Genomic DNA, 16317 nt, shown 5'->3' on the forward strand with positions numbered 1-16317 from the left:
AGAACCAAAAAGCGGTTCTTTGTCAGGAGTTCCAACGTGCGTCGGAGCTAAACAGTCGCCTCGCTTTCTTGTGTAAAAGCCCGATAAGATCAACTAACCATCAGTGGGGATGAAGAAAAACCCCACTGATGGAAGTTTCCTTTATCCGAAACGTTTTGGATAAAAGGTAAAAAAAGATTTAACATCCCCGCTAAGAAAGCAGGGAAGTTAAATGTTGACAATCCGGGCACTGGACTTCCGTTGTACAAGCTTTGTTTCCAATATGCGATGGTGCTTTTGCGCCTTTCCCTCCAGCATATCGATTAATAAATCAGCCGCTTCATAGCCGATTTCGAATATGTTTTGGCTAACCGTCGTCAAAGGCGGAGTCACATAGGAAGCAAGCAAAATATCATCATACCCGGCGATGGAAAGGTCATGTGGCACCGAGATGCCTTGCTGCTGGCAAGCTTTTAACGCCCCTAATGCCATCAAATCACTAGCACAGAAGATTGCCGTAATGTCCGGTGCAGAAGATAATAACGATAATACAACTTCCTTGGCCTTCTCTTCTTCAAATTCCCCATCTACAATCCAATTCTTTTTCACTTTGATGCCATGTTCTTTTAGCGCTTTCTCATATCCTTTTAAACGCTGCTGACTGACAAAAGCCTGCTTATACCCATTTACCATCGCAATATTACGATGACCGAGCTCGATAAGGTGCTCCACCGCTTTTTTAGCTCCCAGCACATTGTCTGTGGAAACATAACCAACCGTCTTCGTTTCGACGGGAATATCAACCAAAACGCATGGTATATTGCTTTCCATCACTTCCTTCAGGTACGGGTCATCCAGTTTTATTCCCTGGATGATGACTCCGTCTACCTTCCGTTCACGGCAAAGCTGTGTATACGTTTTTTCCCGTTGACGGGAAGAATCCGTATTAAATAAAATTAAATCGTACTCCCTGACAGAAGCGCATTCATTGATACCGCATAAGACCTGAAAGGTGAAGTTATCCTTTGCGTTTTCCCGATTCATGCCAGAAACGAGCAGGCCGATCGTTTTAGATTTTTTCATGACAAGCCCCCGCGCAAGCGTATTGGGACTATAATTCAGTTGTTTAGCTACTTCCACGATTTTCTTGCGTGTTTCCTCGTTCACATCAGAATAGCCGTTTAGAGCCCGTGAGACCGTTGTAACGGAAACCCCGGCAACTCTTGCAATGTCTTTGATTGTCGTCAAGATTTTTTCCTCCAAAACGTTTCGGGTAATCTATGAATTTTACTTTACAAGATTACGAAACCGATTTCAAGCTTTTTTTAGCTGGCCAACGAACCTTCTTCCCTAAAGGTTCGTTTCATGCCCCCTTCCTTGCCAAAGCTCAAGAGCAAAAGCGGAAGCGCCTTGCCCAACCCCGCCAGGCGCCGGCCGACTAAAAGAGCCGCATCCTGCGGCAACGTCGGCACTAGTTACAACCTTTACGTCGGAGGCATGGCGGTGAAGTCGTTCTTTGACTTCATGGACAAGACCGAAGCGACTCATGCTAAATTCTTTACGCATAAGCGGCTGTAAGCGAAATTTTTCAAAAGAAATAAAGTGATCATTTTTTGTTGACTCTAACGTTACGTCATAGTTTAAGGTAAAAATGTGAGGTGATGATCATGTATAAAGTAAAGGAAATAGCAGAGCTAGCGGGTATCAGTGTGCGCACACTGCATCATTATGACAATATCGGGCTTTTGACACCGGCAGCGGTCGAAGCGAATGGATACCGGCTGTACAGCGAGGAAGACCTTGTCCGTCTCCAGCAAATTCTCTTTTTTAAAGAGCTCGATTTCCCGCTGCAAAAAATCAAAGAGATCCTCGACGATCCAAACTTCGACCGAAAAAAAGCTCTTCATACACATAAGCAGCTATTAATCGAAAAGAAAAATCGCCTCGAACGGATTATCCAATCCGTAGAACAAACCATCGGATCCATTGAAGGAGGAATGATTATGTCAAAGAAAGACATGTTTGAACCATTCGATATGAAAAAAATTGAGGAACATCAGAAGAAATACGAACAGGAAGTAAAAGAAAAATACGGCGGTACAAAAGCATATGAGGAATCCATGAGAAAAACAGCGTCGTACAAAGAAGATGACTGGAAGCGCATCAAAGAAAACAGTGAAGATCTTTATAGACGAATCATTGCGGTCATGGATAAGGGACCGGCCAATGAAGAAGTCCAAAAGATTGTCCATGAATTCCGTCAGCATATTACGGACAACTTCTATGAATGTACACCTGAAATTTTTCGCGGATTAGGCGACTTATATGTAGATGACCCCCGTTTCACGAAAAATATTGATCAATACCAATCCGGCCTGGCAGCGTTTCTTCGTGAGGCAATGCACGTTTATTGCGATAATCTGGAACAAGAGTAATCTAAGCTTATATAACGTACCCCCCCTTGGCCGCAAAAGGGGGAGGTTACGTTTTTACAAAGCAAACAAGAATTCTAACACCTGAAAAACCAGAGCCCTGCCCCATTCAACAAAACCTTCCTTAAATCCTTCGTAATAAATCCGCCCTAAAAGGCCCAAAAAAATAAATGAAAGGATCATCATCAAAAAGCTTTTTTTGAATAGTGTTTTTAAACCTCGAGGTTTGTTCACTAATCCAGCTGTCATTGAGAGAGATGGGGTTACTATCAAACCATATGCAATTTGATTTGTTCTACCCAATATTTCTGCTTCCTCCACGATTCCATAGATAGCAATACTTAATGTTAAACATATGAACAAGCACGTGCAAAGAATTTGCATACGATTCAACTGCTTCACCACCTGACTAATTATTACTTAAGGGCCCTAGAAGCGAGTTCAATCTGAACCAATCATGATTCCAATTATCCGGCCAGATATCGGAAGAATTGTTAATCGTTAAAAAATCATAATTTTTTCAAGGTCTAGTTCCTTAAAATGAACCCGTACTGTAAAGAGACTTAAGTATGACTACCGGTCATTTTTTAAATATTCGTTTTTTTTGGCAAAGCTAAAACTTTAGGCCCGACTTCTAAGTACACACATCAAACAAAAAAACAAGCACAGTCTAATGATTGAACGGTACTTGTTTTATTAACCATTTTCCATATTACCTAAAGCATTCCAACTCGCTATAAATGAAACAGGCAAGATACCAATATGAATTCTCAAAATCGCATTGGTTAGCTATATAGGCGAATCTTTTTCCTTATTTAACCAATTTTTTAAGAGAAAAGGAATGATAGGGTATCACCCATAAGACCTTTTTTTGTTGTGTACAGAGGATTTCATTCATCCTTGTAGAAAATATTACCAAACCTTTTAGGAAGCCTGCATGAACTTGCCCGGAGGTCAAAAGTATATGATAAATGGAGGTATTGTTAGGTGGGGAAAATCCATTTCTTAGTTAGTGAGTTTTTCTTTACTCTTGCTTTGGGAATCACAGGCCTGTTGTATGTTCAAAACGCCGAAACATTTTCACTCAGCACCGTTTTTTTAGGTTTGATTGCAGGAGCCTTGATCGATATGAACTTGCGTTTTATCTACAATCAGAAAAACAGCGTCAATAAAGTGAGCCGCTTTATAGAGCATAAACAAGACGCAGGAAAAATTTCATAAGCTTTCATAGAGATTTTAATCTATGATCAGACAATGCCCTATCCCGCCCTCTCGAGTAACAAATCCGATATATGGTTGTAAATGTAAGATATACTCAATACCTTCTCCTGCTTGCTAGAGGGAAAAAACGAAAAAGAAGCCGCTGGCTTCTTTTTCGTTTCACCTTTTTCGATCATACATCAAAAAGTAATAATCGTAAGGATTTTTCTCATCCTTGATTCCTTTTTTCCTGCTAACAAGCTCCCAGTCATGCTCATCGAATTCAGGAAAATAGGTATCACCTTCAAATTCCTCTTCAATCCATGTAATGTATAACCGATCGGCAATCGGGAACGTGTGTTGAAAAATTTGCGCTCCCCCTATGACGAATAATTCCTCGTTCCTCTGTTCTTCTATTTCCTTTATGGCAGAAATCGAGTGGAGCACTGTACACCCTTCAGCCTTGTAGTGCTCATTTCTGGTAATAATGATATTCTCTCTTCCGGGCAAAGGCCGGCCGATTGATTCATGCGTTTTTCTTCCCATTATCACCGGATGCCCCATCGTGATCTCTTTAAAAAACTTCAAGTCAGCCGGTAAATGCCATGGTAATTGATTGTCTCTGCCAATGACCCGGTTTTTATCCATCGCGACAAGAAATGATATCATTCCCCTCACCCTTTCATTAAAAGTATCCCTCGGCTTAGTGTACCTTGAAAAATGACTACATTATACTCACGATTCTTCGGTAGAATATCTGAACCATTTTACGGTCAACCAGCGGACTATGTGGCAAGAGGAAAGGTTCTTGATTTCACCGTTTTGCCAAAAAAGAATCACCTGTCGTCAAAATAGGATTTTCGATATAATAGTGCCAAACGCCCTCTTTTCGCTCTTTTTGGATTTTATTCAGGCTTTCCAGTAAATCCAATTGACCGATGATTTCCGACATAACCAGCGAGAATTCACTTTGATATTTGTTTTTGTAGTAAGTTTGCGCCAGTTGGTCCGCTGTTGAGATTCCGCCTTCTATTGACTGTAGAATGTTCTCCGATTTTCTGTGTATTCTCTCTAACCTTCTCTTGACTAACTCCCCGGGACTGTGGATCAGGTCACCATGCCCCGGGAACACTGTCTCTACATCGAGTGTGGAGCATTTCTTAAGTGAATCTACATATTCGACCAATGTGCGGATCCGCTTTCCTTCCTCATCGGGTTCGACAATCGCATTACTCGAAATATGACCAATAAGATGGTCGCCGCCAAAGAGCTGTCTTCTCTGCGTATCAAGAAAAACGACATGGCCAGGGGAATGGCCGGGGGTCTCAATGACTTGTAATCCCGCTATCGCATCTGATTCAGCAAGCGGCATAATGTCCGCCCTGATTTTATATTTCTCATTTTTCTTTACGGCCTCTTGGAGCTTTTGAACTTGCTGTTCGCCGGCGGCACCGCAGCCCATTTCTTGATATAGTTGTCTAAAGAATTCTACTCTTAATGAAAAAAACTCCTTGTCCCTTTTCATTCTGTGAATGGAATTTCTATGGGCATATACAGGAATTTCTTTTATAGAAGAAATACGATTGATCAGCCCTATATGGTCCTCATGGTAATGCGTGACAATTATACGATCGAGATCCTGAAGGGCAAACCCGTTTTCAGCCATCGCTTTCGTAAAATGTTCCCAGCATTCTTCCGAGTCCACCCCTGCGTCAATCAGCGACAAGGATTCGGCTTCCTTGACCAAATAAAAATTAAATGTTTTTAAACCATACTTTGCCGGAACCATAATCGGATAAACCGTACAGCCTTCTTTTGAAATGATCAAATGTACACACATCCCTTACCATGTTCTCACATACTAAACCTTCGACAATCTCATTATACCAACATTCCGGATCAGAATGGAAAGATATGGTTTGGATGTGTTGCCAACGGAGAACCGGAATATCATTTATACAGGGTAAGGCCGGATGGAAAAAAACTGTGAGATTGTTCTGCCTTCTGCGAAGGAATCATGATTGAAATGAAAGCTCCCTTTTTGGGCATGCTACAAAAAGGACTTACATCTATTCAAGCATATGAAAGGGTGATTTTTTTGCGAGAAAAATCTCAAGAGGAATATAGTGATGTTTCGACTGTAGAAAAAGGGCATGAATATGTCATTCCAGAGGAATTCCCTGAAGGTCCTTTCGGTTCTCCCGTTAACAGAAAGCTCGGAAAGTCGACGCCTTGGGAAAAGGATCAGCGAACATACAGTGCCTTTAACTATGAGTATAAAAATCTCCACGAAGAGACGAAGCGGCTGGACCCCGGCTCCCATCCGCCGCACGATAATCCTGAAGCGCATGAAGACAATCCATTATGAAGACTGCCGATTAAACATATAACAATGCTTAATCGGCTTTAAGGAAAGGGCATGAATTCTTTTTTGCCGGTATCTTCATTATGGGCGTGAGCCAGCTCAATCATAGATAATAATGATGCTGCACAGCACCGCTTCAATCCCTGCCCGTGATGTTCCGTCAATCGGAAAGGCCCATTCATTTTTTGTTTGAAAAACTTGGCGAATCATTTCCATTACTTCATTCATAATCTCCGTAAAAACCGGATCGAACTGTCCTAAAATCGGGGTGCCCATGGCCCGCAACACTCTCGGGTCCACCTCCACAGGCCCCGGCGTCATAATCGTCCGCAAAGGTGTATGCAGTTCTGAAAAATTCATCTTATCTCTTCCTTTCCTTTAATACGCTATTCGATATAATAGTTCCGCCAATACGTGAATACCGTTTTTCAGATCGTGGATACTCGTAAACTCCTTCGGTGAATGACTAATCCCTTGACGACTTGGGACAAATAAAAGAGAAGTCGGACAAAACGTTCCGAACACTTGAGCATCATGTCCTGCACCGCTCACTAAATTTCGAAAAGAAAGATTGTTTGAAACCGCTATGGCATTTGAAATTTCAGTCAAATTCCGATCCATTTTAACAGGCTGAACACTCATCCACGAGGAAACGGCTACGTTGACCTGATGGGCATTTGCAATAGATTCGAAAAGGCATCGGCGTCGTCCCGGCATGGTTGCTTTCACCCGTCACTTGAACAGTGTAGCGTCGTTGACCGACAATATGACTCACAATCCCAACTGATTTTCCCTCTCGTTCCAGAACAGACCCTTGCTCCACATGAAGCTCGATAAAACAGCAAAGATCCCCCCGCTTCGGAGACCGGTAGATACCTTTGCCAAACCCCGCTTCATTCATCGCTTGAAGAAACGAAATACCGCTTATGTCCTTTAACATTTTAATATCTTCAATCGCATATTTACCCGTAATGCTTCCAGATCCCCAAAAGGCGAGCGGAAACCGGCTTCCTTCTTCTTCACATAACGAAAGGATTAACTACCCACATATTGGATTTAACACACGGCCAGCCGGCTGCAAATGTCAAAATCGAACTATCCTATTTAACAAAATCGTCCGTCCGAAATCCCCTTAAGACAGCGACAACAAATGCAGACGGCCGAATTGACCATCCCCTGCTGACAGCAGATGAAATGAAGGCCGGGGAATATGAACTATTATTTCATATCGGAGACTATTTTCGAAAAAAGGAGCTGAATCTAAAAGAGCCGCTCTTTTTAGATAAAGTAGCCGTACGAATCGGCATCGCTGATCCTCACTCCCACTATCACGTACCGCTGCTCATTTCTCCATGGGGCTATCAAGTATACCGCGGCAGCTAAGAGAATGAGTGAAACGGGTAAAAAAGCACCCGTTTCATTCATTCTCTCGAAACGGTTCATTTCTTGTATATAAATATACTTCTAACCAACCGGTTATTTTCAAGGACCTTTTCTCTGAAAAAAACGTATAAAAAAGGACTCTAAACATCTTTTAGAGAAGTTATATCACGACACTTAAACATATACATAGGAGATAAAGGATGAATTCATCACATTTCCTCTACCCAGAAAAGCAGTCATTTTATTACTAAAGGAGTCATTTATATGATCATATTACAAACTATCAATCTCGGTAAACCAATTCCCAAAATGACAACTATGATGAGGATTCCCCAAGAAAGTTTCTTCACTGATTGTCTCTCCCTTTTTTATCTAGATTATACAATCTTTGTTAATATAAAAATCGTTAGAGGAAATAAAAATATATTAAAATATCCAATAATACATCATATAACTCCCTATCATAATAAAAAACAAGGCTTATTATTAGTAAGCTTATATATTCACAAGTGACTCTTCATTTTTATCACTGGAACCGTTTTTCAAAGCTAGAATGGTTCACCTGTCATAACGGTCATAAACTCCCTGTAAAACCCCTCATAATTCAATCCTATTGCAATCCGATGCTGCGGTCTTCCATCAAATAGGTCAGGAGTATCGGTCAATCGAAAATCTCCAATGCTTTGTCCTCTTGCCACATCGGTTGTATCGATCCCAACAGCGGATTTGTAGTATGTAAATAGGTCATCTCGATCCACTGCCATAAGGGTTAGTGCATCATGCACCGGACTGCCTTGGATCCCAGGAACTTTCTTTTGGTAAAACTGATAATAGTAGTAATCTAAAAGAGGCTTTACAAGCTGGGTTTTTCCCTTAAAGTGAATGTAATGGACCATTTCAGGTGTTACGATAGCATTTTGTGTTACATTTAAAGGAAAAATGGATACATTCTTGGCATACCTCGTTACAATATTGGCTGCTACCGGGTCACTATAAAAATTGGCTTCTGCCACTGGTGTAACATTCCCCGGATAAAGAAATGCCCCACCCATAATATAGTAAGATTGGACATTTTTCATAAGATCTTTATAGAGGATAAATAAGGTTGCGAGAGAAGTTAACCTCCCTGTATTAACGATAATCAGTTCATTTTTGTACTGTTCAATAAGATTGATCACCTCAAAGAAATTTTCAAGCTCTTTAGGCTCTAGACCTGGTTTGATGGGACCCAGTCCAAACGGGCCGTGGACCTCTGGATAAAAAGTGGGAACTTCACCAGTCATGGGACGTGCCGCGCCCCCAAAAACTCTTACATCTGTTCTGCCCATCCTTTGAAGTATATATCGAACATTTCTAGTGGTTTCTACCCTAGGAACATTCCCGTAGTCTGCGACAATTCCTATAACATCAATTTTATCTGTTAAATGTGCGTATATCAGAGCGATCGTATCATCGATTCCAACATCACCGAAGAATAATACCTTTTTTCCCAACTATTCTTCTCCCCTTTCCATTCCAACAACAAAGACAAGGTGGCACCAACAACTCCATTCCGGAGAGTTCTTCTCCATTTGTTAAGGGAACTCCTTCTTTGCCAGTGCTGTTGTAATAAACACCATTTACCTACCCTTATTGTTTAACATGCAAGACATGATTCATATTAAAAAAATAACCTCCCTATATTCCATATTCATGTCAGGTTTACATAATAGTGATTCTCGGCAATTAAAAAAGCCTTAGAATCTAAGGCTTTTCTAATGCAACATAATTGTCATTGTGTTACCTGCGTCTCTTCTTGAACGAACGCCCCCGTTCAAGAATAATTATTTCTATTTACATTTAAATGATTTAAGTCTTTAGGGGAGGCAGCAATGGATTTATCTATCTAGCACTATCCTCCAAAAAACATCAATATTTTAGTGTTCCTTCTTTCCAAAGAACATTAAGTCGGAAAAAGATAAGCCAACAGATAAGCCTAAAGGAGTACCGAAATCCCAAAAATCAATTTCTGAAGGTTTAAAAATGTATTTGAAAATATATAATGTCATTTTCGCCTTCTTGAAAAAACATACTACTACTTGTTCTGAGTTCATTTACTTCACGTGCATCTCCAATTTTTGAACGCTGAAGTCTATCTTTTGACAATCTTATTAGCTCATCACATTCTTCATCACTTAAAACATTTCCTAAAATTACTATTAGTGGTTCTTCTAATCTAGCAATTATGTTAATTTCTCTATCTTCTGTTTTAATTTTATTTCCAAAGAGGAACGAATACCATTTTCAGCTAATATATCCAAAATTTTTTGAATATCTTCTTTAGTTGCAGGTGCTTTGTTTGGCTTAAGCGTAGTCGAAAATTTACCACTGGACTCTAAAATACACAATTCTACATCTGCTCCTTTTTCATTGCTAAAGGTGAAATGAGTACTGTACCGACTGCAATCCGTAACACAGCTTCCGCAACTGTCATTTCTGCAAGGCTTCTCTTTCCAGCAATACGAAAAAGAATAACTCCAGCCGTCAAAATTAATAAAGCTTTTAATGGGAACGGGAAAGAAGGTAGCTGTGCCAAAAAGTCTTTCAATTTTTCTCATTCCTTTTACATTTTTTTATTATGTGTATTCCCCTGTTGAATATGCAATTTAAGGAATTACAGTAATAACCCAAAATATTGGAGTACATCTTTTCTTAGAGGGACACTGCTATTAGTTAAAAACAGAATATTTTTTGCGTTTTATCGTTCTAATGTGTAATAAAAGCAACCTATGAAAAAACTTTCCTGTTCTTATTCAACCATCCCCGTGGGCTTAATAAAAAAGGGTTGTCGAAGCAACCCCCATTCTTAAACTCAAACCACCCATTAGTTCAATAGCTACTTACAGTATTTAATATTGCTTCTTAATATACTGGGTCCCAATTTTTCGGTCTTTGAATTAGAAAGACGCACCTGTACTTCTACATTTTCCATTTTCGCTGTAATTTCATCGAATCTTCCAGCCCAAGTTGGATCTTCTTCTGGAGAAGGATAAAGCCTGAAACGCCAACTGATCTCGCCTGGTATAAAAGCAAAGCCTTCATAGCTATCGTAATTTCCATAAGAAGATGGTTTTGGAAGGTGTACCCCAAGAATACTTATATTAGTTCTCGCAAAACTTGGTGGACGTAACTGCACTTTATAAACCAATGCTGTTCCCTTTGCATTTGTAAGTTTTTTATCAATTGGTTCCAATACCATACTACAAGGCATAGTTGTTGCCTTTGTTTGTGAGGGACAAATAACAAAAGTTGAGATAATAAATATGCCCAAAACAAATTGTTTCATATAACACCTCTTACCATTCTTTTGCTTAATTTACCCTCATTTTTCCAAGATAGGAATTCCAGGGTATGCATTAAACGATTCATCAATCATAGGACTTGGCTGATAAAGTTCCACATACTGTACTCCATCACAGTCATCCTCAGGTTCATCTGCCTGCCATCCAATTCCCATATCATTATTGTAGGACATAACAAAAAACCGCAACTCAATGCGGTTTTTTTGTAGTTGTTTTTGCTTGATAATTCATCTTCCCAAAATCGATTGCTCCATTCTAATAAAACAGTTATTGCATAGATGCTGAAATCTCCTGCATTTTCCTTAATACCTGGGGATAGAAATTATTTCTTGCGTCGGTTGTGGAATTCCCACCGAAAAATCCTGTGCCCGGACAAGATTTAACAGCATGTCCTTCGCTGTGATCCAACACTCTTTCCCCCGTGTTAACATCCCACCAATGATGGTAGGTGACACTGTCAATCGTAGGAGTTAAGCCAAAACGTAAATTAAGCAAGGCAGTGACCGTAATAATGGTTTCCCGTTGCTCCGCAGTCATTTGATTGTTGCCTATATCGAAGTTCCCAACATTTTCGATGGCTAACGAATCAGCTTCAATTTCATGCATGGCTGATTTATTCAGTAACCCGAATGAACCTTCAGGAGCAGTGTTGATCGGCCTGCCAACAACTACTCTTCCATCCGGAAATGTGGTCAAATGCTGGCTTATTTGGCTCCAGCCCATCCCAGTAACATGATATTCCTCCATGTCCTTCATCAATGTAAAATGGTTGGAACCATTGAAATCATGGTATGACGGCGACCACGTGTGATGCTGTTGAATTTTTCCTATTTTTCTGATGAAAACATGGTTAAATATCCAATCCTTAAATTCCTCCCTGGTCATGAGAACAAACTTTCCTTGCATAGTCAGCCTTTTAGGGGGGATCCTTAAATTTTGCCCAATATAAATAGTGTTTGTTGTAAGCCCATTCGCTGTTTTAATTGACTGAACAGTGGAATTAAAGGATTGAGAAAGCTTCCATAGGGTATCGCCGGAAACAACTTTGTAGGAAATAGGAACCCTTAATTTCTGGCCAACGAATATTACATCGGATTGCAATCCGTTGATTAGTTTCAGGTCTTCTACAGAAGTCCTATAGGTAGCTGCAATTTTCCATAAATAATCACCCGGTTTCACATCATATATGTTTCTCGGGTTATTAGTTGCAAACGCTGGAGATACATTCATAAGCATAAAAAAAATAAAACTAATTAGAAGCATAAATTGTTTTTTCATTTTTCAAATCCCTTCATCGGTATTAGAAAGCTTGAATTTTTACAATAGGATATTTTTTCATTAAATATGCTTGCATTAATATTTTTGAAATCACACATGAAAATATTCTTGTTATTAAGTGTTAATTTTATTTAAGCAGAATAATAAAAAGTTCCCTCAAAACATTTGTCTGAGGGAACATAAGCTTTCATTTTTACTTGGAATCAACATTCCTTCTTCAACTGTATTCTCTTTACAGTAGACAATGACCTCTGTACGGATTTGAAGGTGACATAACATGCGTTAGAGGAAGTTGCAAACAAATCAGTAAATTGTTATATATAAAGATTAAATTAGACTACCATTTTGTTTGATTAAATAATGTCTAAAAAAATACAAAACTCCTTGTCTATCAAGGAGTTTTGTTCATGTTATAGAATATTCACTTATGCAACAAAATAATCATGATCTTGCATTGGAGATTAAATCGTAAATTTTGTCTTGCCGCACTATTAAACTAAGTTGCCCCAAGAAGAAAATACTGTCATATTGTTTAAAAGAAATAGTTTTATTTAACTCAGTTTTTCTTTTAGTGCATCGACAACATGTTTAGGCACATAATCCGTCAACTCTCCGCCATATGAATAAATTTCTTTAACAATACTTGAACTAATAAGGGAGTACTTCTCAGTTGAATGAATAAAAAATGTTTCAGCATCCTTGTATAAATTTTTATTTGTTAAAGCCATTTGAGCTTCATAAGCGTAATCCGTAACGGTCCTTAACCCTTTAATGATTACTTTAATATGGTGTTTTTTCATATAATCGACAAGCAATCCTTGAAATGTCACAACTTTAATTTTCGCATTATTAGCAAATTGCTGTTCAATTAGCTTTTTTCGCTCTTCAATAGAGAACATATATTTTTTTTTAGAGTTCATCATAACGCCTATAATGAGTTCGTCAAAGAAGTTACTTGCCCTGTTAATAATGTCAATATGTCCATTGGTAATGGGATCAAAACTTCCTGGATAAATAGCTTTCATTATTCAATCACCTTAGCTTTTTTAATGTCTATCTATATAACATTAACATAAATTTTCCTTAAACACCCATTAGGACAACAAGGACTCGATTTTATTTAATATTCTTAACCTTATAAAAATTTTTCATTCTTATAATTTACATAATGCATCTTAATAAGAAGTAAAAAACTCAAATCTCAATAAATCCGAGTTTTTTATGTAACACAGCAAACATTATGTTACATCGTAATCCTCTGCCGGGTTATTCTCCAAATGTTCCCCATCCATCTGAATATCCGCCGTATTGTAATGGTTCTTCACCTATGTAGTTTCATTCTCATAATCATTGATTTACAGGTTATAATAACCATGAAATTCCTATATGATCAAAAATGAGGACGTGAATTTAGATGGATTTTTTTAATGGCCAGGAATCACTTACTGCCATTCAGTGGATCTTAAGGGCAATTGTTTCTTTTTTCTTTTTACTCTTTGCGACTAAAATAATGGGACAACGATCCATTTCTCAGTTAAGATTGCTTGATTTTATCATGGCTTTATCACTCGGAAACATTATTGCTCATCCCTTGTCTGACGAACAATTAGGACTGAAGGGATCTATGATAACAATGACTGTATTGGTTATTTTATATATCATTGGTGTATTTTTGAGTCTAAAATGGTACAGATTTAGAAATTGGCTTAATCCTTCTCCCATTCCCATTATAAAAAATGGACAAATAATTTATAAAAGCTTAGCCAAAGCAAGAATATCCATTGATTTTCTATTATCAGAATTAAGAAAAGAAAAAATCGAAGATATTCAAAAGGTTTCTCTTGCATTATGGGAGCCAGATGGTACTATTTCGTTTTTTTTAAATCCCCAACATCAAGCGCTAACCCCAGCGGATATGCAATTGGTGACAAAACCATTTGCTTTTCCCAGAACGATTATTAAAGAAGGGAAGATTGATTTCAATGAATTAAATCAAACCGGTAAAGACGAAATGTGGCTGAAAAACAGAGTCAAAATAACATACAATACGGACGTAAACGACATTTTGTTAGCAACTATGGATCATAACGATAACCTGAAAATCTTTTTGTACAAATAAACGGGAATGACTGTAAAGCGTATCCTATGCACGAAGTATATAAAAAGAATGCCTTAACACTTAATAAGAGTGAAAAAGGCAACATCACAGACCAAGATAAAAAAATAACTTGATCTTTATTTTCCTTCGGAAGTCTAATATACATCGAATTCTCCCCTTAATCTTTTAGATTTTAGTTTGTTGAATAAGGTCCCCAATAAACATGCAACATAATAGGCGTGATTATGTTGCATTGAATACACTAAAGTTAATTTTCATTTTTTGTATTCTCTTGTTCTAGCTGTTCATAAGCCTTGAAAGAATAATCTCCGTATTCAAAAAAGAGAATACCCTTTTATATTCCTTAACGTGGATCACAACAGTGTTCAGAAGTTTTCTATGTAGAGTGACACTTTTTATTTCCGGATCTTTCTTAATTCGTTTCCCAACTTATTCTTCATTCAATTTCCAGTAACTTGTCTTATTGGATAGTTTACTTAAGGTAATAATCTTTTCCGTACTTACATTCTGATTCCCTGTTACCTCAATTTTGGAAACATTACTAAGAGATGATTGTGTATAAATGATGAGTAATATCAGGAAAAAAAAGATAGAAAGATACAAAATAAGCCGACGGTTTGTTTTGTGTTTTCTCTGTTCTTTTAGCCTGGGAACTCGATCCTCTAAATGAATAACTTTTTCTTTTTCCATTTCCTTTTCACCTACATCCCATAAGAAGAACAAACAGTACAAGCGCGTATACTTATCTATCACATACTAATATTTGTATGATTTTACAAATATTTCAGCATAAGAGAATTCATTTTGATTGTAGATTTGGCAACTATAGTTCCTGCTCCTTTCAATAAGAAAGGCAGCATCCCTTATTAAATGCTACCTCTTGGTTATAGCTTAGATTCAATATATGAAGGTGAACGCACAGGACGATGCATCTCCAATATAATTAAGGCATAAGCAAATACCCCGATTCCAATACTCATACCTATTACAAGGTAATCCTCCTGAAAGGACCCGTCATGAAAATCCGGCAAAATCAAAGAATTCCGTGACGGGCTCTTTCAGTAAAGATCAACCTTTGCCATCGATTGGAGACTTATGGGACAGCCTCTTATTTTTTTGTACCGAAAAAGCAGAATGAATAAGGGATCGATGCTGATAAACCTAATAAAAAGACCTCTAACATGGCCATGCTGATCCATCCATCCTTTTTCTAAAACAAGACCCCCCCTTGTGTATTCAAGGGGGGCACGTTGTCCATTTTTCTCTTCTATGTAGGATTTTATGCATCGTTGATCAGCTAACATTTTTGGTTTCCGAAAAAGAAAGTTTTATGCAAATAAAAAAGGACATTTTTTCTATGTCCTGTTCCTGGTATCGGCCCCACCTACGCCAAATACGATGACGGCCACGCATGCCATCCAACCCATTATTATCATAACAGAAAACGCTTACAATTCAAAGGATTAATAGAAAACAAGTTTCGACAAATAATTGAGCATACAAAGGCAATCTTTTCCATAAAACATTCGTTTTTTAACATCAAGGGTATATAAACACCTTCGAATCACCCTTGATGTTGAGAATTTTTCATATTCTAATTCCATTCCGAGCTCTCTGAGCTTATTTTTCGTACGTAACAGGGACTAAATCCATTTCAACCTTCTTAGCTACGATATAACGCCTGTAGCCGTCCGTGAGGACCTTTGTATCTCGATTGCCCCTCCTCTAAAGTTTGTTTCGAAAATGACCAAACCCTCTTTTTTCTTTTCCGTGAATAGTACTCATAAAACGCAGGTTTACAATGATTAGCCGAGAAGCAGTAGAATCCAATTAACTTAGTTAACAATGATAAGAGCTCAAATTTAGTATTTTCCAAGTAGGATGACTGTCTCCCCTAACTAACCATACATTTGTTTTTCTATAACTATTTAATGTTTCATGTAGTTCCATAAATGATTGAACTCTTGTTTCTTTTATGGTAATCTCCCCCCTTTTTAATCCATTATAATGCGATTTCGGTCATTTTTTACAGTCTCTAAGTCTTCTATCCTTCAATTATGTATAAAAAGAGGATAGTAGCTCTCAAACACAAAAATGGAAAAAAAACCCTTCATTTTTTATTATATATATTCCACTTAATAACTCGACACATCCTCATTCAATCAAGAGGCATCACAATCGGTGATCCAGACAACTTGAATTCGCCCTCAAGGGTTCACC

At 38.2% G+C, this 16317-nt stretch carries 17 protein-coding genes and 4 pseudogenes; 5 read left to right on the top strand and 16 right to left on the bottom strand.

The genetic code is table 11. The features are described 5' to 3' along the window. Window positions 1-207: 207 nt before the first annotated feature. Both ACFOU2_RS16875 and ACFOU2_RS16880 read right to left on the bottom strand, forming a co-directional pair. Window positions 208-1227, bottom strand: a complete 1020-nt coding sequence (locus ACFOU2_RS16875; RefSeq protein WP_377917143.1) for a LacI family DNA-binding transcriptional regulator — start codon at window positions 1225-1227, stop codon at window positions 208-210. 102 nt (window positions 1228-1329) lie between these two features. Next, the gene (locus ACFOU2_RS16880) at window positions 1330-1527 is read right to left on the bottom strand and encodes a hypothetical protein (protein ID WP_377917145.1); all 198 of its coding nucleotides are present in this window, start codon (window positions 1525-1527) and stop codon (window positions 1330-1332) included. A gap of 119 nt (window positions 1528-1646) precedes the next feature. On the opposite strand from ACFOU2_RS16880, the gene ACFOU2_RS16885 reads away from it, so the two are divergent. Further along, complete coding sequence (locus ACFOU2_RS16885; RefSeq protein ID WP_377917146.1) at window positions 1647-2414, top strand: MerR family transcriptional regulator; 768 nt, start codon at window positions 1647-1649, stop codon at window positions 2412-2414. Window positions 2415-2468: 54 nt separating this feature from the next. On the opposite strand, the gene ACFOU2_RS16890 is transcribed toward ACFOU2_RS16885, so the two are convergent. Continuing rightward, entirely contained in the window at window positions 2469-2804 is a 336-nt protein-coding gene (locus tag ACFOU2_RS16890; RefSeq protein ID WP_377917148.1) for a hypothetical protein, read from the bottom strand. Between the two features lie 594 nt (window positions 2805-3398). Between ACFOU2_RS16890 and ACFOU2_RS16895 the strand changes: the two genes are divergently transcribed. Beyond that, window positions 3399-3632, top strand: a complete 234-nt coding sequence (locus ACFOU2_RS16895; RefSeq protein ID WP_377917150.1) for a hypothetical protein — start codon at window positions 3399-3401, stop codon at window positions 3630-3632. A gap of 159 nt (window positions 3633-3791) precedes the next feature. Here ACFOU2_RS16895 and ACFOU2_RS16900 read toward each other — a convergent pair whose 3' ends face one another. Next, window positions 3792-4280: a dihydrofolate reductase gene (locus ACFOU2_RS16900; protein WP_377917152.1), complete on the bottom strand. Its 489-nt coding sequence runs from the start codon at window positions 4278-4280 to the stop codon at window positions 3792-3794. A gap of 145 nt (window positions 4281-4425) precedes the next feature. Beyond that, on the bottom strand, window positions 4426-5439 hold the full coding sequence (locus ACFOU2_RS16905; protein WP_377917154.1) for an MBL fold metallo-hydrolase: 1014 nt from the start codon (window positions 5437-5439) through the stop codon (window positions 4426-4428). A 270-nt stretch (window positions 5440-5709) separates the two neighbouring features. On the opposite strand from ACFOU2_RS16905, the gene ACFOU2_RS16910 reads away from it, so the two are divergent. Then, window positions 5710-5979 (top strand): hypothetical protein, encoded by a 270-nt coding sequence (locus tag ACFOU2_RS16910; protein WP_377917155.1) that lies wholly within the window; start codon window positions 5710-5712, stop codon window positions 5977-5979. Between the two features lie 111 nt (window positions 5980-6090). On the opposite strand, the pseudogene ACFOU2_RS16915 reads toward ACFOU2_RS16910, so the two are convergent. Together ACFOU2_RS16915 and ACFOU2_RS25710 are read right to left on the bottom strand one after the other, a co-directional pair. Beyond that, window positions 6091-6336, bottom strand: a pseudogene (locus tag ACFOU2_RS16915) (alanine--glyoxylate aminotransferase family protein); the annotation flags it as partial. 18 nt (window positions 6337-6354) lie between these two features. After that, window positions 6355-7012: pseudogene (locus ACFOU2_RS25710) on the bottom strand (M20/M25/M40 family metallo-hydrolase); the annotation flags it as partial. A 14-nt stretch (window positions 7013-7026) separates the two neighbouring features. Between ACFOU2_RS25710 and uraH the strand changes: the two are divergent. Beyond that, entirely contained in the window at window positions 7027-7359 is a 333-nt protein-coding gene (gene uraH, locus ACFOU2_RS16930) for a hydroxyisourate hydrolase (protein WP_377917160.1), read from the top strand. A gap of 548 nt (window positions 7360-7907) precedes the next feature. Here uraH and ACFOU2_RS16935 read toward each other — a convergent pair. The 8 genes and pseudogenes from ACFOU2_RS16935 to coaD form a co-directional block, all read right to left on the bottom strand. Further along, complete coding sequence (locus ACFOU2_RS16935) at window positions 7908-8852, bottom strand: nucleoside hydrolase (RefSeq protein ID WP_377917162.1); 945 nt, start codon at window positions 8850-8852, stop codon at window positions 7908-7910. Window positions 8853-9396: 544 nt separating this feature from the next. Next, a pseudogene (locus ACFOU2_RS16940) lies at window positions 9397-9612 on the bottom strand (2OG-Fe(II) oxygenase); the annotation flags it as partial. Then, window positions 9582-9746, bottom strand: coding sequence for a hypothetical protein (locus tag ACFOU2_RS16945; protein ID WP_377917164.1), 165 nt, complete (start codon window positions 9744-9746; stop codon window positions 9582-9584). The gene ACFOU2_RS16945 and the pseudogene ACFOU2_RS16940, both read right to left, overlap by 31 nt. A 2-nt stretch (window positions 9747-9748) precedes the next feature. After that, entirely contained in the window at window positions 9749-9946 is a 198-nt protein-coding gene (locus ACFOU2_RS16950; protein WP_377917166.1) for a hypothetical protein, read from the bottom strand. Between the two features lie 288 nt (window positions 9947-10234). Further along, window positions 10235-10684 (bottom strand): hypothetical protein, encoded by a 450-nt coding sequence (locus ACFOU2_RS16955; RefSeq protein ID WP_377917168.1) that lies wholly within the window; start codon window positions 10682-10684, stop codon window positions 10235-10237. A 36-nt stretch (window positions 10685-10720) separates the two neighbouring features. Continuing rightward, window positions 10721-10873, bottom strand: coding sequence for a hypothetical protein (locus ACFOU2_RS16960; protein ID WP_377917170.1), 153 nt, complete (start codon window positions 10871-10873; stop codon window positions 10721-10723). A 94-nt stretch (window positions 10874-10967) separates the two neighbouring features. Continuing rightward, a complete protein-coding gene (locus tag ACFOU2_RS16965) occupies window positions 10968-11978 on the bottom strand; it encodes a peptidoglycan recognition protein family protein (protein WP_377917172.1) in 1011 nt (336 codons plus the stop codon). Between the two features lie 551 nt (window positions 11979-12529). Beyond that, the gene (gene coaD, locus ACFOU2_RS16970; RefSeq protein ID WP_377917174.1) at window positions 12530-13003 is read right to left on the bottom strand and encodes a pantetheine-phosphate adenylyltransferase; all 474 of its coding nucleotides are present in this window, start codon (window positions 13001-13003) and stop codon (window positions 12530-12532) included. A gap of 389 nt (window positions 13004-13392) precedes the next feature. Between coaD and ACFOU2_RS16975 the strand changes: the two genes are divergently transcribed. Next, the gene (locus ACFOU2_RS16975; protein WP_377917176.1) at window positions 13393-14097 is read left to right on the top strand and encodes a DUF421 domain-containing protein; all 705 of its coding nucleotides are present in this window, start codon (window positions 13393-13395) and stop codon (window positions 14095-14097) included. A 276-nt stretch (window positions 14098-14373) separates the two neighbouring features. Here the strand turns inward: ACFOU2_RS16975 and ACFOU2_RS16980 are convergent. Further along, a pseudogene (locus tag ACFOU2_RS16980) lies at window positions 14374-14787 on the bottom strand (cell division protein FtsQ/DivIB). Window positions 14788-16317: the final 1530 nt, after the last annotated feature.

The sequence above is a fragment of the Bacillus songklensis genome (assembly GCF_042649685.1).
In the GTDB taxonomy this organism is placed as follows: domain Bacteria; phylum Bacillota; class Bacilli; order Bacillales; family Bacillaceae_H; genus Bacillus_BA; species Bacillus_BA songklensis.